At 72.1% G+C, this 20,184-nt stretch carries 16 protein-coding genes and 3 pseudogenes; 11 read left to right on the forward strand and 8 right to left on the reverse strand.

All coding sequences use genetic code 11. The features are described 5' to 3' along the window. Nucleotides 1-62 precede the first annotated feature (62 nt). Genes M1O15_RS13690 through M1O15_RS13700 form a run of 3 tightly spaced genes read left to right on the forward strand, consistent with a single transcriptional unit; the run spans nt 63 to nt 1,072 of the window. Nucleotides 63-302: a hypothetical protein gene (locus M1O15_RS13690; RefSeq protein WP_248634076.1), complete on the forward strand. Its 240-nt coding sequence runs from the start codon at nt 63-65 to the stop codon at nt 300-302. Continuing rightward, complete coding sequence (locus M1O15_RS13695; RefSeq protein ID WP_248634077.1) at nt 299-547, forward strand: hypothetical protein; 249 nt, start codon at nt 299-301, stop codon at nt 545-547. Before M1O15_RS13690 ends, M1O15_RS13695 begins: the two co-directional genes overlap by 4 nt. Before the next feature lie 39 nt (nt 548-586). Then, nucleotides 587-1,072 carry an LLM class flavin-dependent oxidoreductase gene (locus tag M1O15_RS13700; RefSeq protein ID WP_308282310.1) on the forward strand — a complete coding sequence of 162 codons (486 nt, stop codon included), beginning with the start codon at nt 587-589 and terminating at the stop codon, nt 1,070-1,072. 914 nt (nt 1,073-1,986) lie between these two features. Here M1O15_RS13700 and M1O15_RS13705 read toward each other — a convergent pair. The 3 genes from M1O15_RS13705 to M1O15_RS13715 all read right to left on the reverse strand — a co-directional run bounded on the left by M1O15_RS13705 (nt 1,987) and on the right by M1O15_RS13715 (nt 7,074). After that, the gene (locus M1O15_RS13705; protein ID WP_248634079.1) at nt 1,987-2,832 is read right to left on the reverse strand and encodes an SDR family oxidoreductase; all 846 of its coding nucleotides are present in this window, start codon (nt 2,830-2,832) and stop codon (nt 1,987-1,989) included. An 877-nt stretch (nt 2,833-3,709) separates the two neighbouring features. Beyond that, nucleotides 3,710-5,473, reverse strand: a complete 1,764-nt coding sequence (locus tag M1O15_RS13710; RefSeq protein ID WP_248634080.1) for a thiamine pyrophosphate-dependent enzyme — start codon at nt 5,471-5,473, stop codon at nt 3,710-3,712. Between the two features lie 29 nt (nt 5,474-5,502). Next, entirely contained in the window at nt 5,503-7,074 is a 1,572-nt protein-coding gene (locus tag M1O15_RS13715) for an FMN-binding glutamate synthase family protein (protein ID WP_282576728.1), read from the reverse strand. A 197-nt stretch (nt 7,075-7,271) separates the two neighbouring features. Between M1O15_RS13715 and M1O15_RS13720 the strand changes: the two genes are divergently transcribed. From M1O15_RS13720 to M1O15_RS13730, 3 genes and pseudogenes are all read left to right on the forward strand, one after another. Next, nucleotides 7,272-8,036, forward strand: a complete 765-nt coding sequence (locus M1O15_RS13720) for an alpha/beta fold hydrolase (protein ID WP_248634082.1) — start codon at nt 7,272-7,274, stop codon at nt 8,034-8,036. A gap of 118 nt (nt 8,037-8,154) precedes the next feature. Beyond that, nucleotides 8,155-8,557 (forward strand): annotated as a pseudogene (locus M1O15_RS13725) (alpha/beta fold hydrolase); the annotation flags it as partial. A 161-nt stretch (nt 8,558-8,718) separates the two neighbouring features. After that, entirely contained in the window at nt 8,719-9,714 is a 996-nt protein-coding gene (locus tag M1O15_RS13730; protein ID WP_248634083.1) for an inositol polyphosphate kinase family protein, read from the forward strand. Between the two features lie 66 nt (nt 9,715-9,780). Here M1O15_RS13730 and M1O15_RS13735 read toward each other — a convergent pair whose 3' ends face one another. Continuing rightward, on the reverse strand, nt 9,781-10,221 hold the full coding sequence (locus M1O15_RS13735; protein WP_248634084.1) for an Lrp/AsnC family transcriptional regulator: 441 nt from the start codon (nt 10,219-10,221) through the stop codon (nt 9,781-9,783). A gap of 154 nt (nt 10,222-10,375) precedes the next feature. Here M1O15_RS13735 and M1O15_RS13740 point away from each other — a divergent pair, with 154 nt between their 5' ends. Further along, nucleotides 10,376-11,560 carry a trans-sulfuration enzyme family protein gene (locus M1O15_RS13740; RefSeq protein WP_248634085.1) on the forward strand — a complete coding sequence of 395 codons (1,185 nt, stop codon included), beginning with the start codon at nt 10,376-10,378 and terminating at the stop codon, nt 11,558-11,560. A 90-nt stretch (nt 11,561-11,650) separates the two neighbouring features. Here the strand turns inward: M1O15_RS13740 and M1O15_RS13745 are convergent, their stop codons facing one another. Continuing rightward, on the reverse strand, nt 11,651-12,289 hold the full coding sequence (locus M1O15_RS13745; RefSeq protein ID WP_248634086.1) for a TetR/AcrR family transcriptional regulator: 639 nt from the start codon (nt 12,287-12,289) through the stop codon (nt 11,651-11,653). Nucleotides 12,290-12,391: 102 nt separating this feature from the next. On the opposite strand from M1O15_RS13745, the gene M1O15_RS13750 reads away from it, so the two are divergent. From M1O15_RS13750 to M1O15_RS13760, 3 genes are all read left to right on the forward strand, one after another. Then, nucleotides 12,392-13,735 (forward strand): carboxylesterase family protein, encoded by a 1,344-nt coding sequence (locus M1O15_RS13750; protein ID WP_248634087.1) that lies wholly within the window; start codon nt 12,392-12,394, stop codon nt 13,733-13,735. Between the two features lie 61 nt (nt 13,736-13,796). Beyond that, entirely contained in the window at nt 13,797-14,972 is a 1,176-nt protein-coding gene (locus M1O15_RS13755; RefSeq protein ID WP_248634088.1) for an FAD-dependent oxidoreductase, read from the forward strand. 5 nt (nt 14,973-14,977) lie between these two features. Continuing rightward, on the forward strand, nt 14,978-15,775 hold the full coding sequence (locus M1O15_RS13760) for an alpha/beta fold hydrolase (protein WP_248634104.1): 798 nt from the start codon (nt 14,978-14,980) through the stop codon (nt 15,773-15,775). 236 nt (nt 15,776-16,011) lie between these two features. Here the strand turns inward: M1O15_RS13760 and M1O15_RS13765 are convergent. After that, nucleotides 16,012-16,431, reverse strand: a pseudogene (locus M1O15_RS13765) (hypothetical protein); the annotation flags it as partial. Between the two features lie 90 nt (nt 16,432-16,521). Here M1O15_RS13765 and M1O15_RS13770 point away from each other — a divergent pair. After that, nucleotides 16,522-16,710 (forward strand): annotated as a pseudogene (locus tag M1O15_RS13770) (dienelactone hydrolase family protein); the annotation flags it as partial. A gap of 35 nt (nt 16,711-16,745) precedes the next feature. Here M1O15_RS13770 and M1O15_RS13775 read toward each other — a convergent pair. Beyond that, nucleotides 16,746-17,366 (reverse strand): hypothetical protein, encoded by a 621-nt coding sequence (locus tag M1O15_RS13775; RefSeq protein WP_248634089.1) that lies wholly within the window; start codon nt 17,364-17,366, stop codon nt 16,746-16,748. Nucleotides 17,367-17,416: 50 nt separating this feature from the next. Beyond that, nucleotides 17,417-18,979, reverse strand: a complete 1,563-nt coding sequence (locus tag M1O15_RS13780; protein WP_248634090.1) for a hypothetical protein — start codon at nt 18,977-18,979, stop codon at nt 17,417-17,419. Between the last annotated feature and the right edge of the window lie 1,205 nt (nt 18,980-20,184).

Here is a 20,184-nt window from a genome sequence, read left to right on the forward strand (position 1 = left end):
CGTCTGCTGTCGCTACCGTGGCCGGGGACGGCAGTCCCGCTGGAGGACAGGAGTGTTCGGTGATGGCCGAGGGCGATGTGCGGTGGACGATGCACGACGGCGAACGGGTCGAGGTGCCCGCCACGATCGGCGGGATCCGCGCCGTTTTGTCCGGGGAGCGGCGGGCCCAGTTCGACGCGGAGATCGACGCGGCGAACGTCGACGACCTCTACGACGTGGTCCGGCGGTGGATCGTCGAGCTGGCGTCGTTCGAGGAGGACGAGGAGATCTTCGCGCAGCTGCGGGAGCAGGGAGCCGCGTGAGCCGCCGGTTCCAGATCGCGTACGCGCCGGTCGCCGAGGAGACGCTGAAGAAGGTCAGCGACCCGGCCGGGTTCCGGTCCCGGATGGAGCAGACCTTGGGCCGGGTCCCCTACGGACACGGGTCGCAGCCGATGAGAGGCGAGCGGGACCGGCGCACCGCGACGATCCGGAACGTGTTCGTGGTCTGCTACGTCGCCCAGGCCGCCCTCACCGTCACCACAGTCCGGCTCATTCCACCCCCCTGATGCCAGCACGCCCAAGCCGGAGCCGGGCTGCTCAGGGCAGTGGGGGAGTGCAGGACTCGCAGGCCCGGTGGTAGCGACCGCCCTGGGGTCCGGTGCCGACCCGGGCCCACCGCGTCAGCCCCTGCCAGTCGACGGCCTCCCCTTGAGAGAGCACGACACCCGCCTCGTGGGCGTGCCACTTCAGACCGAGTGCTCGGCCGGGCCCGGGAGGCCGAGGCCGCGGGCGTCGACGCACTGCTGCTGCACGACCGCCAGTCGGCCGCACCGGCCCCGGCCGACGCGCCGCACTTCGAGTCCGGCACCCTCACCGCCGCGCTTGCCGTCGCCACCCACGGCGTCGGGCTCGTCACGACCGTCTGCACCGAGCGGCGGGCCCTGCCCTACTACGTGGCCCGTGCCATGGCCACGGCCGACCCTGTGAGCCACGGCCGGTCCGGCTGGCAGCCGGTCACCCGTGTCGACCCAGCCGCGACGGGCAACTACATCCGCGCCGGCAGCACTACGGCCGCCGAACGGCGCGCCTGAGCCGAGGAGTTCACCCAGGTGCTCATGGGCCTGTGGGACAGCTTCGACGACGACGCCTTCGCGGCGCGCGTTGCCGATGTGGTCCTGGCCCCGGCGGGCCGGACGCCCCGACATGCCGGTGGTCCTTCTCGACCGGCCCGTCGACGCCGCGCCCGGCGCGGCCGCCGAACTACGCCCGGCTCCTGGAAGGCCTCCCTGCCCGGCCGTAGACGCGCCCGCCGGCGCCTCGGCGCCTACCGATCCCGGAGGCCTTCACCGGCCCCGTCCCGGCCGAAGCGTCGGCGACACCGGCCCCGGATGCCGCCGCACGCCCGGTCCCCACGCCGAAGCCCACCGCCCGGCAGAAGCGGAAACGGCGCACCGGCGGTAGGACGCGACGGGCGTGAGCCGCTCGGACTCGGCACGGCGATCGGCATGATGATGATGACCGACGTGGCCTGATCGCCCCTGGACGCCCGGCGGCAGCGTCCTGGCCCAGGGGGGAATATCCTCACCGCGGCTGCGTCCGAGCTCACCGGGCACGTGAAGGCCACCGCGTTCGACGAGGAGTCCGGCCGCCCGGTTGTTGTCCCCGAGGCCCCCACCTACGGCGCGAAGACCCGCTGGCGCGCGCCGAAGCTCATCACGGCCGCCAACCGCGCGATGCCCGCCGCGAACGTCCGGATGGTCAACGGGCTGTCGGCCGCCGGCGGCCCGGTTCCGCGCCCGGGCGTTGCGGCCGGGCCGGTGACGAGGGAGAGTGCGTCGGCCGGCTACCACCGTGCCCCGCCCCGCCCCGCCAGGAGGACCCGGCCTTGGCCGCAGTCGTACGGGAGGAACAGGTCCGCGCCTCCGGGTCCCCGGCGGTGGCCATCCGATCCTTGAGGGGCCTCACGGGTCTGCGCGAGCGGCGCCACCGTGCGGCAGTGCCGAGGTCAGGCTTCGATCGGAGTGGCGGGGGCGAGGTCGTACGCCTTCTGCAGGAGGTCGGGGCGGTGTCCGTCGTTGAGCTGTCGGTCCCACTGGGCGTCGATCTGTTCGCGGACCTGCGGTTCCATCTCAGCGGGTAGCAGGTTGCGGTAGCGGCGGTCCTCGCCGAGCAGGACCTGGACAGTCCGCTGGTAGACCGGTTCGGGGTCGTACTGCTCGTGCGGGAAGGCGAGTTCGGCGTAGTCGAAGAGCCGGTCGGCGGGGTCGTCCCGCCACTCCTTCCACGTCTCGAACATGGTGTCGTTGAACCCGGTGAGGAAAGGGCCAGGGTTGATCGTCGCCACCGTCACCCCGAACTCCGCGAGCTCCTGGTCCAGCGCGTCGGCGAACGCCTCTACCGCGTGCTTGGAACCCGCGTAGGCGCCGGTGAAAGGGTCGACGGTGAGGCCGGCGACCGAGGACATGAACACGATCCGCCCGTTACGGCGGGCCGCCATCCGCCGGGCGATGCCTTGGGTGAGCAGGACGGGGCCGAAGACGTTCACCTCGAACTGGCGGCGCAGTCGCTCCTCGGGGATGTCGACGGTGGCGCCGCCCTCGGAGACGCCCGCGTTGTTGAGCAGGACCTCGACGTTCCACGTCCAGGCGTTCTCCCGGTCGCCGGGGTCGGTCACGTCCAGCTTCTCCACCCGCAATTCGACGCCCCGCTCCTGCGCCTCGGCGCGCAGAACACCGACCTGGGCGATGATCTCCACACCTGCGATCACCTCGTGCCCGGCCTGGGCGAGCCGCAGCGCGACCTCCTTGCCGAAGCCGCTGCCAGCACCCGTGATGAGAATTGGTCCCGCCATGTCCTCGCGCCGCCTTTCCCTGTGGTGGTGCCCGCCTGGTTGTCGCGGGCGGTGCCGGCCCGCTCCCGCCCGCCACCGAGGCGCTCACCAGAGACGTGGCTGCCACCTCGGTCACGGCACGCTCATCAAGCGAAACGGGGCGCTGTGCCGCACTCAGCCCCACGCTAGATGCCCAATCACCACGGCGCCTTTCGGCCAAGGCATACGCCGTAGGCATGGACCGGACTCCTCGTCGACTCAACGGCCGCGCCGCCCGGCCGGTCCGCCCTGGTCACGTCGGCGCCGGGCTCGGCCGTCGCCCGGCTGCCCCGTCATCGTGGCGGCGACCCGACCGCTCCCGCCCGAGCACCCGCCTCGGCCGCCCGCCCCGCGCCGCCTCCCTTCCGTCTCCGCGCCCGCCCCTGGTTCTTCCCGACACAGCCCACCCCATCCCGCCCGATACGCCCTCGCCACGTGCGACCCGGCCCGCGCCGTGCCACACCGTCCCCGAATCGCGCCCGCCCCACCTCAGGCCTGTCCGCCCCACCCGCCGGACCGCGCTGTCGCGTCCGGCTTGACCACCGGTCCGCCGCCAGTCCTCCTGCCCTGGCCCCCGCTTGTGCCCGTGCCGGTGCGCCAAGACCGCGCGTCGTTGGTCCGCAGCTCCGCCGCCGCACTGTTTCGAGGCCGTGGACCGCGTCGTCAGCCGGCCTCGGCGACCAGGAGCCGAAACTGTCGACACCGACCCCGGCACTCTGGCCGCCGCCATCACTCCACGACCCGCACCGCCCAACCGACCCGAGCCTCCGGTTGGAATCGGCACCCCCTGACAACGTGCCGAGCCGGTCGCCGGATGCCTGCGTACCGCACCAAGCCGGGTCGCGAACCGGCCTGCCGGTCAGTCCCCGGCCGGCTCGCCGTGGCTGCGTACGACTTCCTTGACCTTGGCCACGGCGAAGCCCCAGCCCTGCTCCACGGTGGGCTTGGCCGGCACGGCGATCTCTTCGGGATTGGTGAGGACGTCGAGCAGGACCGGTCCCGGGCTGTGGAACGCCCGCTGCACGGCGTCCTGCAGTTCGTCGGGGTCCGTCACACGGATGCCGGTGATACCCATGGCTTGGGCCACAGCGGCGAAATCGGGGTTGTCGAGTTCGGTGCCGAACTCCGGGAGGCCGGCCTGTTCCTGCTCCAGTTTCACCATGCCGAGTCGGCGGTTGTCGAAGAGGACCAGTTTGACGGGAAGCTGGTAGGTCTTCAGGGTCATGAGGTCGCCCAGGAGCATGCTCAGACCGCCATCGCCGCAGAACGCGACCACCTGGCGGTCCCGGTCCAGACATTGGGCGCCCAGCGCCTGGGGCATCGCGTTGGCCATCGAGCCGAGGTTGTAGGAGCCGATCAGCTTCCGCTCGCCGCGCATCTCGACGAACCGCGAGAGCCACACCGTCGCCATGCCGGTGTCGGAGGTGAAGACGGCGTCCTCGGCCGCGATCCGGTCGACGGCAGCAGCCAGTGCTTCGGGACGGATGTCGTGCGTACGGTTGTCCAGGGCGGAACGGAGCCGGCCCACGATCCCCTTGTCGTGGGCGGGGTCGGCGAGCCGGGCCTGACCGGTGCGCCACGCGTCGAAGCGCTCACGCGCCGTGTCGAGGTGGGAGCGGTCGCGGGTGCCGCCGCCTCCGTCGGGCGCCGCGCCGAGGTGGGACAGGAGATCGCGGACGGTGGCGCCGGTGTCGCCCACCAGGCCGATGTCGACGGGTACGCGGCGTCCGATGTGGGTGGCCTCGGTGTCCACCTGCACGACGGAGCGGCCCTCGGGATACCACTCGCGGTAGGGGAAGTCGGTGCCGAGCAGCAGCAGGGTGTCGGCGTCCTGGAGGGCTGATGCCGCCGCCGGGTTGCCGATCAGTCCGGTCTGGCCGACCTGGAAGGGATTGGCGCCGCCTTCGAAACCGGCCTTGGCCTTGAGGGTGAGCACCATGGGTGCGGCCAGCCGGTCGGCGAGGGCGAGCACGTCCGCCCGGGCGGCACGGGCGCCCTCCCCGACGAGCAGGGTGATCCGTTCGGAGGCGTCGAGGAGTTCGGCGGCGCGCCGGACGGCGGCCTCCTCGGGCCGGCTGACCCCGGTGTCGAGGGAGAGGCGGGTGGGGCGGTCGGCGGTGAGTTCCCTCTCGCCGATGTCCCCGGGCACGGTGAGGACGGCCACGCCCTTGCGCCCCAGCGCGGTGCGGACGGCCGTCTCCAGCAGCCGCGGGAGCTGGTCGGGGGAGGTGACGGTGGCCCGGAAGACGGCCACGTCGCTGAAGAGGGCGTCGTTGTCGACCTCCTGGAAGTAGTCGCCGCCCACCTCGGCGAGCGGCACCTGCCCTGCGATGGCCAGCACGGGGGCGTGGCTCTTGGCCGCGTCGTAGAGCCCGTTGAGCAGGTGGACGGAGCCGGGGCCGACGGTGCCCATGCAGACGCCGAGGGTGCCGGTGAGCTGTGACTGGGCGCTCGCGGCGAAGGCCGCCGCCTCCTCGTGCCGGCAGCCCACCCAGTCCAGGTCCTCGGTGGTGCGGATGGCGTCGGTCAGGGGGTTGAGCGCGTCCCCCACGACGCCGAAGACCTGGCGCACGCCGAGTTCGCTCAAGGCGTCCACGATGACGCGGGCAACGGTACGGGCCACTGGTATCTCCTCCAGATCACACGGACAGGTCAGACGGTGAAGCGGTCGGGTTCGGCGGACTTCCAGTCGGCCGCCCAGGAGGCGGGCGGTTCGCCGAGCAACTGCCCGGGCCGGAGCCACTCGTAGAGTTCCTCGTAGGAGCGTTCGGTGACGGGGTCGACGCGCCTGCGGAGCATGTGCGGGCGCAGTTGCGCGGGGTCGGTCACGCCCATGGCGCCCATGATCTGCAGGGCGCTGGCCACGGTCGCCTCCTGGAAGCGCTGGACGCGCAGCGTCTTGTCGGCGACGTCGAGTGCGCGGGCCCGGCGGGGGTCCTGGGTGGTGACACCGGTGGGGCAGGTGTTCGTGTGGCAGCGCTGGGCCTGGATACAGCCGACGGCGAACATCATCGCCCGCGCGGCGTTGCCGTAGTCGGCGCCCTGCACCATGCGCTTGACCAGATCGGTTCCAGTGGCGATCTTGCCGCTCGCTCCGACCCTGACGCGGTCCCGCAGGCCCGTGCCGACGAGTGCGTTGTGCACGGTCAGCAGGCCCTCGGTGAGGGGGGCGCCGACGTGGTCGGCGAATTCCAGCGGCGCCGCGCCCGTTCCGCCCTCGGCCCCGTCCACCACGATGAAGTCGGGGGTGGTGCCCTCCTCCAGCATGGCCTTGCACACGGCGAGGAACTGCCGGCGTGAGCCGACACAGAGCTTGAACCCGGCGGGCTTGCCTCCGGACAGCTCCCGCATCCGGGCGACGAAGCGGACGAGCTCGCGCGGGGTGGAGAAGACCTGGTGATACGGCGGGGAGATGACCGTCTGCCCTTCGGGCACACCGCGGACCCGGGCGATCTCCGCGTTGACCTTGGCACCCGGCAGCACACCGCCGATACCGGGCTTCGCCCCCTGCGAGAGCTTCAGGGACACGCATTTGACCTGGTCGTGGGAGGCCTTGTCGGCGAACTCGGCCGGATCGAACTCGCCTTCGCCGGTCCGGCAGCCGAAGTACCCGGTACCTATCTCCCAGACCAGGTCACCGCCCGGGCGCAGGTGGTGGTCGGAGAGCCCGCCCTCGCCGGTGTCCTGAGCGAAGCCGCCGGCCGCGGCGCCCCCGTTGAGCGCGAGGACCGCGTTGGCCGACAGGGAGCCGAAACTCATCGCCGAGACGTTCAGCAGCGCCATGTCGTAGGGGCGGTCGCAGCCGGGGCCCCCGATCCGCACGCGGGGAGGCGCCTGGGGTACCGGGCAGGGCGCCATGGAGGGCACGAGGAACTCGTAGCCGACCTCGTACACGTCCCGTTCGGTGCCGAAGGGTTCCCCCGCGTCGGTGCCCTTGGCGCGCTCGTAGACGATGTTGCGCACATCCCGGTCGAAGGGGCGGCCGTCGTAGTTCCGCTCGATGAAGTACTGCTGGAGCTCCGGACGTATCCGCTCCAGGAGGAAACGGGCGTGCCCGAGGACGGGATAGTTGCGCAGCACCGAGTGCCGGCGCTGCAGCAGGTCCCACGCGCCCAGCAGGCCCAAGAGCGCGAGCGGGCCGGCGGCGAGCCACCACAGGGGCGAGGCTTCCGTCCCGGCCACGGCCGCCGTGACGGCGGCACAGAGGAGCAGGACGACGATCATCACACGTATCACGTGCTGCGCCTTGCCCGGTGGCGGGTCGCCATGTCGCTCACCCGCACCAAGATCCTCTAAAGCCTTCGGGCAGGGCATCCGAGGTCGGGGCCGGGGCCGGCCTTGGCCCGGCCTGCCTCCGAAACGCCGCCTCCCGCGGATCGAGGTGGGTTCGCGGCGCGGCCGGAGCGGGAAGGGAGGGTCGGATGAGACGACAGACGGAAGGGTGGACCCGCGCCGGGCTCTTCACTCGCGGGTTCGGGCCCGAGGTGCGGGCGGGTGGGCCCAACATGGTGCTGGTGCACGGACTGGGCCTGTCGGGGCGGTACTTCGTGCCGCTGGCCCGGCGGCTGGCGGCGGGCGGGGCGAGCGTGCTGGTACCGGATCTGCCGGGCAACGTGCGCTCCCGGTCGGCCGCCCGGCGGGCGCCCGGGGTGGGGGAACTGGCTGGTGCGCTGCGCCGCTGGCACCGGGAACTGGCCCTCGGCCCCAGCCTGCTGGTGGCCAATTCCGTCGGGTGCCAGGTGGTCGCCGCCTTCGCGGCCCGCGACCCCGCACTGGTGGAGCGCGTCGTCCTCCTGGGCCCGGCGCTGGAGCCCGGGGTGACCGGTCTACGGCAGTGCGGGCGGCTGATGGCGGACGCACCCCGCGAGCCGCTCGGCCTGCTCGCCGTGGCGGCCACGGACTACCTGGTGACCGGTCCCCTGCGGTTCGCCGCCTCCTTCCGCCACGCGCTGCGGGACGCCGCCGAATCGTTCGAGAAGCAGCTGGCCCGTATCGAGGTACCCGCACTCGTCGTGCGGGGCAGTGGTGACACCGTCGCCTCCCGGGACTGGACCCGGCGGCTGGCCGGCATTGTCGGCGACGGACGAGTGGCCCAGGTCGGCGGTGCCGCGCACGCGGCCCACTACAGCAGCCCGGACGCCGTGGCCGACCTGATCGAGAAGTTCATGGTCGGAGGACGCGGATAACCTCCGACAGGCCACCGGAGCCGTCCGGCGCGACTCCGTCCCCGGGTACCGGCGGCGGCACCAGGTGGCGGAGGCAGGCTCTGCCGGTCCGGGGCGGCCGGCGGGCAGGCGAGGCGGCCTGGTACCGAGGCTGACGCCCCACCACACCGTCGTCGTACCGGACCCGCGCGGCCTGGGTGACTCCGCCCGGCCGGCGGGCGGCTACGGCTCCGCGATGGTGAGCGACGACAGAGCCGAGCTGATGACCCGCCTCGGGTATGACCTGCGGCATCCGCGCGATGCTGTCGATCGAGCGGGCGATGCTCGTCGACGCCGCGCAGAACCGGCGAGCCGCGCGGCGTCGACTCGGCATCCCCGTCCTGGCGCTCGGCGGCTCGGCGTTCATCGGCGGGCGCAACGAGTCCCGGATGCGCTCCATGGCCCACGACGCCACCGGACATGTCTTCGACGCCGGCCACGGTCTGGCGGAGGAAGTACCGCAGGAGATGGCCGAGGCGGTCATCCCGTTCCTGGCCGGGCGTTCGCAGGCGGTCACGAGGCCGAACGGCCCTCCTGGCTCGAAGGACGTTCCTCGCGGTCACGCCGCCGGGTCCGGCGGTCCGCCACCACCCGCTGAACCGCTCTCCCGCGGCGTCCGTAGCCCAGGTGACCGAGTACCGCAAACCGCGAGACAGGAGAAGTGATGTCCACTCCCACCGAAACCCCGCACCAGAGCGATGTTCCTCCCGCGGAACCCAACGTCAACCAGGGTGGTCACGGCGGCATCCGGCCGCTGGGGGAGGCCCGCCAGATCCTGGCGAAGCCCGCCCCGTACGACTCGGTGGAGAACGAGTTCTACCGGAGGGTACGCCAGGGCGACTACCCGGGCATCGAGCAGGTCGTTCCGGCCTCGTACACGGCTGCTCAGGTACGCGACATACTGGGCGGCGAGTTGAGTCCCACGGAGAGCGCCGGACTCGACGACCGGACGTCCGTCTACATCGAGAACATCACGTCCGGTCTGGATCCGGTCAAGACCCTGGACACCAAGATCGGCAGTTCGACCACCAGCTTCCGGGAGAACCTGGCGCAGCAGGGCAAGTCGTTCGTGGGGGCCGGGTGGAAGTACATGACGTTCGTCTTCACCGACAGGGCCACCGGCTCGTCGGACCGAGGCTGGCGTGTCGTCGCGGGCTCGGACGCGGCGGGGAACCGCCTCACCGACGGCCGGCATTCGCGACAGATCCTGCGCGACTTCTCCGACAAGCCCGAGGTGTGGGAGCAGCTGATCAGCAAGATGGAGGCCATCAGGGACGCGGCGAAAGCGTCGCACCTGGGTTTCATCGCCTCCAGTGTCTTCTCGGTCCACGGCACCGAGGACGGGAAGACGAAAGTGGATGCCAAGCTGATCGACTTCGCCCATGTGATCGACGCCCGCAAGCCCTTCGGGAGCCCGTCACCCGGCACCGGTGGCGCCGGGAGCGCCCCGGACCTGACTCGCGCCGGCGCCGACTACCGGGAACGGTTCATCTCCGGGATGGACCAGCTGATCGGCGAGGCCAACACGATTCTCAAGGCCAAGGCCGCCCGGACAGCTCCGGCGGCCACGTCCACCCAGACCCGTTCTCCCGCGTCGCCGTCCGCCGTCGTCGGGGCGGCCGTGGTCACCCCCGCACAGGACGCGCGGCCGACCCGGTAGGCGGCCCGTCGCCCTCGCCGCACCTCGCCACGGCGGACACCCGGTCGCGGCAGCCGGCCGACGACGTCAGGAAGGGGTCTCCAGCGTCTTCATGATGACGAAGCTGTTGACCGTGGCGATGCCGGGCAGGGCGGCCAGTTGGTTGGCGTGGAAGTCCTCATAGGCCGCCAGGTCGGCCACCTCGACCTGGACCAGGTAGTCGATGCTGCCGGTGATGTGGTGGCAGGCGGTCACCCCCGGCAACGCCATGACCCCGTCCTCGAAGGCGGTCACGTGCGCACGCGTGTGACGCGTCAACCGGACGCCGGCGAGCACCCGCAGACCGCGACCTACGGCGGTCGGGTCGATCACCGCCCGGTAGCCGAGGATCACTCCCGACTCCTCCAGGTTCCGCACGCGCCGCAGACAGGGCGAGGGCGACAGCCCGACCCGGGCGGCCAGTTCGTTGTTGCTGATCCGCCCATGACGTTCGAGCACGGTCAGGATCGACCGATCCATATCGTCCATGACCGGCAGAATATTGCGCGGTATGCCTCTGCCGGGAGGGAAAGAGCCATGAGAGCGCGCAATTCCTTGCCGGAGTTGCGGCTCGTGCCCCCGCTCGCCGTGGTGGACCACCAGGCTGGAAGGTGACATCGGAGCGAGGAGAGGAAGGACAGCCATGCCGGGCAGGACCACCGTCACCGTGCACGCCGATCGAGAGGTCCACCCCCACCGCGCGGTGGCACCGCCCATCTACCAGACGGCGACGTTCTCGGCGGTGGACGCGGAGGAGTTCGCGCGGAGCGCCTTGGAGGCGCGGGGCACGGACTTCTACACCCGCTACGGCAACCCGAACCACGCGCAGGCCGCGGCCGTCGTCGCCGAACTGGAGGGCACCGAGGCCGCCATGGTCACCGCGTCCGGCATGGCCGCGCTCACCACCGCGGTGCTCGCCCTGGTCCGGGCCGGAGACCATGTCATCGGGCAGAAGTCCACCTACGGCGGCACCGCCTCCGTCCTGCTGAACCTGCTGCCGCGCCTGGGGGTGTCGACCACCCTGGTCGACCAGACCGACCCCGGGGCGTTCGAAAAGGCCCTGAGGCCTAAGACGCGATTGATCCTGCTGGAGACCCCGAGCAACCCGCTGCTCCGGATCACCGACCTGCGTGCGGTGGCACGCCTGGCCCGTGCGCACCGCGTGACCACCCTGGCGGACAACACCTTCGCCACCCCGCTCAACCAGCGCCCCGCCGAGTCCGGCGTCGACGTGGTCTGGCACAGCGCCACCAAGTACCTCAACGGCCACGGCGACGTCTCCGCCGGTGTCCTGGCCGGCCCGGCGGATCTGCTGGACCGGATCTGGGAGACCGGGGTGCTCACCGGTGCCGCCCTCGGGCCCATCGACGCGTGGCTGCTGCTGCGCGGTCTGCGCACCCTGCCGCTTCGGGTGGCCCGGCACAACGCCAACGGCCAGGCGCTCGCCGAGGCACTGGCGGACCATCCCGCCGTCAGCCGGGTGCACTACCCGGGCCTGGCCGGCCACCCGCAGCACCGGCTCGCCGCCGAGCAGATGAGCGGCTTCGGCGGGGTGCTCGGCATCGAGTTCACCGGCGGGTACGACAAGGCCGACGCCTTCCTGGGCCGGCTGGCGTACTTCCGCCGCTCGGCCAGCCTCGGCGGGGTGGAGTCCCTGGCCGTCCACCCGGCGTCCATGTGGCGCGGGATGCTCAGCGAGGAGCAGATCACCGACGCCGTCCCGCCCGGCCTGGTCCGGCTGGCCGCGGGCACCGAGGACACCGCCGACCTGGTCGCCGACGCCCGTGCCGCGGCCGACGCCGTACTGGCCGGCACCGCGACGGCCTGATCGGCTGCCCGGGGAGACGGGGGGGCGGTGCCACCGCCCCCGGGCGTCGAGCCGGTCCGGCCGGCTCAGGCCCGGGCGGCCCCGGCGGTGTCAGCGGCCGTCCTCCGCCGATCGCGCACCCGTGTGCGTCCGTCCGCTCGGGCCCTCCGCCAGCCCCGGCATGAGCAGCGCCACCACCCGCTCCGCCAGCGTGTCGGGGATGGTCGTGCCCAGGTGGGTGATGTGGAGGTGGACCAACCCCCCGAGGGTGAGGACGACCAGACCGGAGTCGACGTCCTCCGCCACCTCGGCGCGCCGCTTGCCCCGTTCGAGGATCTCGGTGGCCGCCATGAGCCGCTGCCGCCAGAACTGGCCGCGCGCCTGGGCGATGTCGGGATCGTCGTCCGTCACCACGGTGAAGCGGATCAGCGCGGTGCCCACCGGGGTCTGGGCGAACCGGGCCAGGTCGGCGGTGAAGAGCTCCAGGTCCTTGCGTACGGAGCCGGTGTCCGGGATGGGCACCTCGCCGGCGGTGCGCTCGGTCAACGCGTCCACGATCAGCCGGGGCACCGTGCGCCAGCGGCGGTACAGGGAGCTCTCGTGCACCCCCGCCTCGGCCGCGATGTCGGCGAAGCCGACGTGGTCGATGCCCGCCTCGGTGATCCGGCGAATCGCCGCGTCCAGCACGAGGGCGCGGAGCTTGGCGCCGCGTACCGCGACGCGGCGCTGTTCGGGTTTCTGGCCTGCCATACCTCCATCATCTCATCGCAATGAACTTTGCGTTACGCCGCCGCAGGAGCTACCGTGCGACTATCGCAAGGAAACTTGCGATAGGGCGGAAGGGGTGGTGGTGTGCGCACGGTCTCGACCCCATCGGGGCGCTGGCGCGGCAGGCAGGACGAGGGGGCCGTGGTCTTCCACGGCATCCACTACGCGCGCGCCGACCGGTTCGCCCCGCCGCGGCGGGCTCCGGCCGCCACGGGTGTCACCGACGCGATCGCGCCCGGTCCGGTGGCGCCGCAACTGCCCTCCCGGCTCGAAGCCGTGATGGGTCCCGCCGCGCCGCTGCCGCAGTCGGAGGACTGCCTGACCGTCACCGTCACCGTCCCCGACAGGGACACGGATGAGGGGGCCGGTCCGGCGGCGGTGCTGGTCTGGCTGCACGGCGGGGCCTTCCTCAGCGGCAGCGGCGAGTGGAACCTGTACGACGCCACCCGGCTGGTGCACGAGACGGGCATCGTGGTCGTGTCGGTCGGTTACCGGCTCGGTGTCCTCGGCTACCTGCGCGCCCCGGGCATGGCACCGGGCAACCTGGGTCTGCTGGACCAGATCGCGGCCCTGGAGTGGGTACGGGAGAACATCGCGGCCTTCGGCGGCGACCCCGGCCGCGTCACGGTGGCCGGGCAGTCGGCCGGGGCGCACTCCGTCGCCGCCCTGCTCGGCATCGGCCGTGCCCGCCCGCTGTTCACCCGGGCGATCCTGCACAGCGCCCCTCTGGGTCTGGGTTTCCACACCCATCGGCGGGCCCTGCGCGCGGCCCGGCCCTTCCTCGCCGCGCTGTCCGGCGACCCGCGCACCGCCCCGGTCGCCGATGTGCTCGCGGCCCAGGCCAGGGCCGCCCGTACCCTGGCCGGACCGGCCGGGCTCAACTCCGCACCGCCCTACCTGCCGGTGGAGGCCATCCACCCCCTGCCGGCGGCCGGCCGGTGGCGGCGCGATGTCGTCCGGCACGCGCCCGGCCTCCAGGTGCTGATCGGCACCACGGCCGACGAGGCGGCGGCCTTCCACCACCCGCACCCTTTCTTCACCCGCCTGCGCCGGCTGCCGGTACCGGGTCCCCAGGCCGCGGCGGCGCTGTCCGGGCTGGTGCAGCGCAAGACGTTCGACAGGCCGGCACGCGCCTTCGCCGACCTGCTGGCGGGGGCGGGTGCCGAGGTGTGGCGCTTCCGCTTCGGCCCGCTGCACCCGGACAACCCCTTCGGCGCCTGCCACTGCATCGAACTGCCCCTGTTCTTCGGCGACTCGGCGGCCTGGCGGCAGGCGCCGATGATCCGGCCGCTCACACCCGCGGAAGCGGCGGACGCCGGGGCGCGCACCCGCCGGTACTGGGGCGAGTTCGTCCGCACGGGCCGCATCGCCGACCCGGCGTGGCCTCGCCACCGGCCCGGATCCGACTCACCGCATCCGTTGCCCTGACCCTCCCACCATCCAGCCGCCGCCCGGCCACGGGCGCGGCACCGCATCGGAAAGGCCGCAGATGAGCAGCAGAACAGCCACGGTCGTCGGCGGCGGCATCGGCGGTCTGACCGCCGCCGCGGCACTCGCCCGCAACGGCTGGCAGGTGCGCCTGCACGAACGCCTCCCGGCGATCCGCGCGATCGGCGCCGGCATCTACCTCTGGGACAACGGGCTGTTCGCCCTCGACACGATCGGTGCGCTGGAGGCGGCCACCGCCGGCGCCCATGTGGCTCCGGCGGTCGAGATGCGCGCGCGGAACGGCAAGGCGTTCCTGACGGTGAACGTGAACACGGAGGACGGGCCCCGCTGCCTCACCGTGCTGCGGGACCAGCTCGTCACGGCGCTCGTGGACGCCGCCGAAGCGGCGGGCGTGGTCCTGGTCACCGGCTCGGCCGCCACCGCGGTCCGCCCGGACGGCACGGTCCACTTCGCCGCCGCCGAACCGGAGAGGGCCGACCTGGTCGTGGTGGCCGACGGCGTGCACTCCCGCCTGCGGGACAGCGTCGATCTGGCGTACACACGCATCCGCATGCCGCAGGGCGCCGCCCGCATGATGATCCCCGCCCCGGCCGGCGGGCCGGCCGCCGGGGACGCCGTCCGGCACCTGGAGTTCTTCCATGGGCGCCGCCGCCTCCTCTTCACCCCGTGCACCCCTGAACAGGTCTACCTCGCCTTCACCTGCGACGCGGACGATCCGGCCGTCGACGGCTCCTTCGTGGACACCGGCGCCTGGTCGCGCAGCTTCCCCGGCATGGCGGGTGTCCTGGAGGCCGCCGACGGTGTGCCGGTCACGCGCTGGGACACCTTCGAGTACGTCCGGCTGTCCCGGTGGTCCCGCGGCCGGGTCGCCTTCCTCGGCGACGCCGCGCACGCCCAACCGCCCTATCTGGGCCAGGGCGGCGGCACGGCGATGACCAACGCCGTGGCGCTGGCCGCGGCGGTCAGCCGGCCCGGCCCCACCCTGCCCGCGGCGCTCGCGGCCTGGGAGCGCGAGACGCGCCCCGGAGTGGAGCGCACCCAGCGCACCTCGTACCGCATGCGCCTGCTCAACCGCGTCCCGGACAGCGTGCGCAACACCCTGATGGGTCTAACCGGGCGCACCTCGCGGTACATCGACGCCCATCTCGCGGCCACCCGGCTGCGGCCTGGGACCAACCCGCCCACCACCCACCCCTCCCGCAAGGAGACGCAGTGACCGAGATGACGACGACCATGACCCTCGACGGGGTCCAGATCGCCTTCGACGAGAGCGGAACGGCCGCCCCCGGGCCGGCCCTCGTGCTGCTCACCGGCTGGTGCCATGACCACCGCTACTACGACCGGCTGGTGGACCACCTGCTGCCCGACCACCGCGTGATACGGGTCTCGTGGCGCGGCCACGGCCCCGACCGCACCCCGGTACCCGACTTCGGCGTGTCCGAGCAGGTCACCGACACCATCGCGCTGCTCGACACCCTCGGTGTCGACACCTTCGTCCCCGTGTCCCACGCCCACGGCGGCTGGGTGGCGATGGACATGGCCGAGAAGCTGGGGCCGGAGCGGGTGCCGCGGCTGATGCTCGTCGACCTGATCATGACCCGGATGCCGCCGGAGTTCCGCGGCGCGCTGCGCACCATGCAGGACCCCGGCACCTGGCAGGCCGCCCGCCTGGCCCTGGTCGACTCCTGGCTGGCGGACAGCTCCCACGAGGTCGTCAGCCACTACGTCAACCGCGAGGGCGGCTTCGGCTACGACATGTGGGCCCGCTGCTGCCGCGTCATCGAGAGCGCCTACGACCACTGGGGCTCCCCGATGGCCCGGATGGAACAGCTCACCCACCCCCGCCCCGTCCGCCATGTGTTCTCCCACCCCAAGATCGCCGCCTACGACGAGCTGCACGAGGAGTTCGCCGCCCGCCACGACTGGTTCAGCTTCACCCGCCTTGACGGCGAGACCCATTTCCCGGCCCTCGAACTGCCCGCCGAACTGGCCAGGGAGGTGGACGACTTCCTCCGCTGAGCCGGCCTCACGCGTGCGGCCGCCTGACCGGCCGGACGGGTGCGGACGCCACCCGGCCCCACCATGTACGCGATCGTGGTGGGGCCGGTGTGGCGTCCTTCATGGCTCGCGGCCTCACGAGTGGGGCCCCGGCCCCGGTCGCTCAGCAGGCGCGGATCGAGGAGATGGAGTCCGATCACCAGCTTGGGATCGATGCCCTTGACATCGTTCTTGGCGACGAACGCGGCCGGCTTCCACATCTCCAGGCACGCGCCCGTGCACGCGGTGGTCATCGGCCAGTCGGTGTCCTTGGTGAAGTGGTAGAGCGTACGGCCCTTGGCGTCCACCACGATCTCCCAGCGCTCCGGATTCTGTCCCTCGGAATCCGGAGTCGTTGTGCGAGACCAGCAAAGCCGGCGTAACCCACCGCGCCCACGCCCACGTCGGCTGGCACCAGGCGTCCTCGATGTCGACCACCCCACAAGGCCGAACAGGGTCGACCAATGGGCCAGGTAGGAGCGGCGCCTGGCCGTGCGGTGGGACCGTTTCGGCCGCGTTCGTGCCGCGCCACCGGGGGTTCGCGGTCGCGCGCCGCACGTTCGCCAGCCGCGGCTGGGTTCGTATCGGGCCGGTGATGGGATCGCTGGTGCCCACGTGCCGGAGCAGCGGGTGACCATCGGCACTGCTCGCTCCGCCGGGCGCGGCTGCTGTCTGCCATCGGTGAACACCACCCTGAGCGAGTTCAGGGGGCATCACCGTCCAGTAATGTGACGACGCTCGCGACTCATACAGTCGCGTATCCGGCGTACAACCTGACGATGATCGGATACCTCGCGCTCCCGGCCGGTGCCGAGCGCCGGCCCGCGATCGTGATCGAACCCGAGGGGATGGGGCTCAGCGATGTCGAGCGCCGGCAGGCCGAAACTCTGGCCGATCTGGGGTACGAAGGGGCCGCGGTGCGGTGGCCGGAGGCGGGTGGGGTGGGCTGGGGTCAGGCGTCGGTGAAGTCGATGGTGTCGCAGACCCGGGCCAGGATCTGTACGCATTCGTCCCACTCGTCGGTGTTCTCGGTGGCGATGCAGAAGTCGGCCATCGCATAGCGCCCGGGGATGGGGACGAAGACATGCAGCTGCCGTACGCGGGTGGGGGCGGAGTCGTCGACCAGGAGGTTGACGGGCCGCTCCACCTTGGTCTCCTCGGTGAGGAGCACGGCGGGGCCGGTCTTCAGGCGAACGACCCCCACCTCCGCCTCGGGGTAGAGGGCGCCCATGGTCCGGGAGAGCCGGTGCACGGTGTCCTCGTTCGACAGCTCGCTCGGCCGGGCGATGACGGAGAGCAGGACCGAGGAGAGCGGCCGGTCGGGGTGCTCGGGGGACGGACCGGACAGCAGCACCCCGGCGTAGGCGGCGCCCGCGGCGGAGAGCATTTCGTACATCGCCTGCTGGGCGAGGGCGGCGTGGGCGATCTGCTCGGGGCTGGGTTTGGGGTGAATGGACTCCAGCTTGTCGAGGAGCTTGTCGGTGTTGGCGGCGGGGGAGAGCTGGAAGTCGAGGTCCTGGAAGGGGCCGGGGACCTGGAAGGTCAGCGGGAGTTCGACGGTGGCCACGGACACGGGGAACCTCCGGAAAGGTGGGATGGGTGGGGCGGGGAGGGTCGTGGTGTTCAGCGGCGGCCGAGGACCTTGGCGAAGGTGGCGAGCGAGACGGTCCCGGTCTTCTGCGCCGCCGTGCCGACGGCACCCCAGCTGCCCACGGACTGCCCGTAGTTGGCGGTGAGTGTCGTGCCGGTCGCACCGGTCTTCGGTGCGGACATGTCGGCGCCGGTGATCATCTCCACGGTCAGGGGCACCTGATTGGCGAGGTTGACCGAGCCTTGCATCACTTTGGCGGCGATCTGGCCCTGCCGGGCGGTGGCGCCCAGGGCCGTGGCGCCGCGCTGCCCGAGATAGCCGAAGATCTTGGTCGCCTCGGAGGCCCCCTTGCCGGCGACCTCGGTGAGGAAGGTGCGGCCGGCGGTGCGGGCGGCGACTTTGAGACCGGTCGCGGTGCGCATGGCGGTGGTGCCGGCCTTGAGCCCCTTGGCGACGGCGGCGATGCCGGGGATGACGGCCAGCACGTCCGCGCCGAGGCCGGCGATGGTCGCCGCGTCCCAGTCGCCCTTGAGCGCGGCGTCCACGGTGTGCGCGGTGAGCGAGGCGGTAGCGGTGACCAGGGCGACGGGTCCGCAGACCGGTGTAAGGATGGGGATGAGGGCCAGGACGCCGAAGACGGCGGAGGCGATGCCGAGCGCGTCGCCGAGGAAGCCCCAGAAACCGCCGGCCTGCTCCTTCGCCGCCTCGGCCGCGGCCTTCGCCTTGAGGAACTCGAACTCCTGGCCGCGGCCGTCGATGACCTTCATCAACTCGCGGTCGGTGAGCAGCGCCTGGAGCTGGTACTCGGCCTGGATGCCCAGGCAGTAGTCGACCAGGTCGCGCAGCTCGGGGTCGGCGATCCGCTGGGCGGTGTAGGCGCGGTCCATCAGCCGCCACATGGTGGTGGAGAAACCGTACCCGCCGCCGGACAGCGAGCCGGGCGGGATCGGTCGGGCCACCTCGGGGTCAGTAAGGTCGATGATCGCGTCGGGGTGCCACATCCGCCACAGGTGGTGAGCGCCGTGGCTGTCCACGAGCTTCGCCTCCGCCACCAGACGCTTCCGCAGCTCCTCGTCATCCGGGACCGCGTCTCGCACGGCGTCTTCCAGCTGTGTGATGTCACGAAATCCTGCGGCCAGCGCCTGCGCGTACTGCAGCAGTTTCTCCTCCGGGACGGTGACGGGGGTGATCTCCTCCTCCCTGACGTGCAGGTTGTCAGGGATCAGCGAGCCGTCCAGCAGCCCGCCGAGCAGCCGCCGGGCTGCGGCGATGTCCAGGCTCTCCTTGAAGGCGCCGGCCCTGTCACCGGTGACCGCCTCGTACTTGCGGGCGGTGGTGTGAAAGGCACTGACGATGCGCCGCTCCATGGTCAGCCAGCCCCGGATGACCTGATCCGCGCGATACCAGTCCTCCTCCCGCATGGCGCCGCGATCCCAGCCCCAGATCCCCACCGAGTCATCCCGGAACTTCCCGGTCGCCATGTTCAGTTTGGAGATCAGCGCGGCGACGATCGGGTCGTCCAGGCTCACGTCGTAGCCCAACTCCCAGACGCTGTTACTGCCGTCGCCGTCGGCGATGGTGTAGAGCTTCTCCACGACGGGCTCCCTCCGACCGGCGAGCGGCTGCTCCGCCCGCTCCGCTCCCGCACCCTTCCCCGCCCCGACCGGATCTGCCCTCGAACACCAGCACCCCGTGGCCGATTCCCACCGCCCACCGACCGATCGACAACCCGCCGAAGCGGACATCACCGCCATCCCAGGGAGCCGACCGCGCCCACCTCTCAGCTCCACTTTGGCCGGTGATCGTCCTTACAACTCGCTGCAGGACGGAACCACGCTGCCGCGCCTTCCGCACCAGGTACGGGTGAGAGCGATCAGAGCCGTCGTCGGGCGGCGGTGTCGAGGACGTGGTGGACCAGGCGGCCGCCTGGGGCGGGTGCCCCGCATCGGCACCCGCCCCGAGACCCTCGCTGCCCCTGTCACCGCCGCCCGACCGGGATGGGTTGTGCCCGGAGTCGCTCGTGGTGTTGTGGTCGGCATGAGACTGGTGGAGCGGGCGGGCCCCGGCATCGAGGGGCGCGCGGACCGGGCTGCGGAAGCGGCGTGTGAGCTCGCGGACGCGGCGGCCGGGTCCGGCTGGAGCGCGGCGGCGGCCGTCGACGCCTTGGTTGCCGTCGACTCCCTCACCCTGATCAGTCCGGAGGTCGGCGAGGCCTTGAACGCCGTGACGGCGGCGACGGCCGCGGCCTGCCGGCGCCAGGGGCTGCCCGCCGACACCGAGGCGGAATCGGCCCGACCCCGGTGGTCTGGAGGGTTTCCGTATCACGTACCGGAGGACGGGCCCGTCGGCGTGGCCTGGGCCCGGGGTTCAAGGGCGTCCGCTGACCGGCCGTGGGATGCGGACTGCGCACCCTTTGAGTCCACGGGGGTGGCGCGCGTCGGGCCGGCGGCCACCAGCGGCGTCGCCGAGCCGGACGATGCCCTAGTGCTGCTGGATCCGGCGGCCGCCGAAGCGCTAGGCGCTCATCATGCGGTGGGCCGAGCGCTGCGGCCTCGACGCCACCCGGCGCCCGGTGCCTGGCTGAGGCGGGTCACTGCGGGAGGGCCAGCAGAACGGCACCGGCTGCGCGGGTGTTTGGGAGCTCGCAGCCGCTGGCGTCCTGCCGGAGACAGTCGTCTATTTTCGGCCAGAGAAGCCGAGAGGCATGTTGGAGGCGTGCATGCCACTTCATCGCCGGCCGACGGATCAAGTCAATTTAGCGCCCGATTAAGGGGTTTAAGTTTCCTAATTCTCCTTTCGA

Source organism: Streptomyces lichenis, from assembly GCF_023218175.1.
Lineage (GTDB): Bacteria > Actinomycetota > Actinomycetes > Streptomycetales > Streptomycetaceae > Streptomyces > Streptomyces lichenis.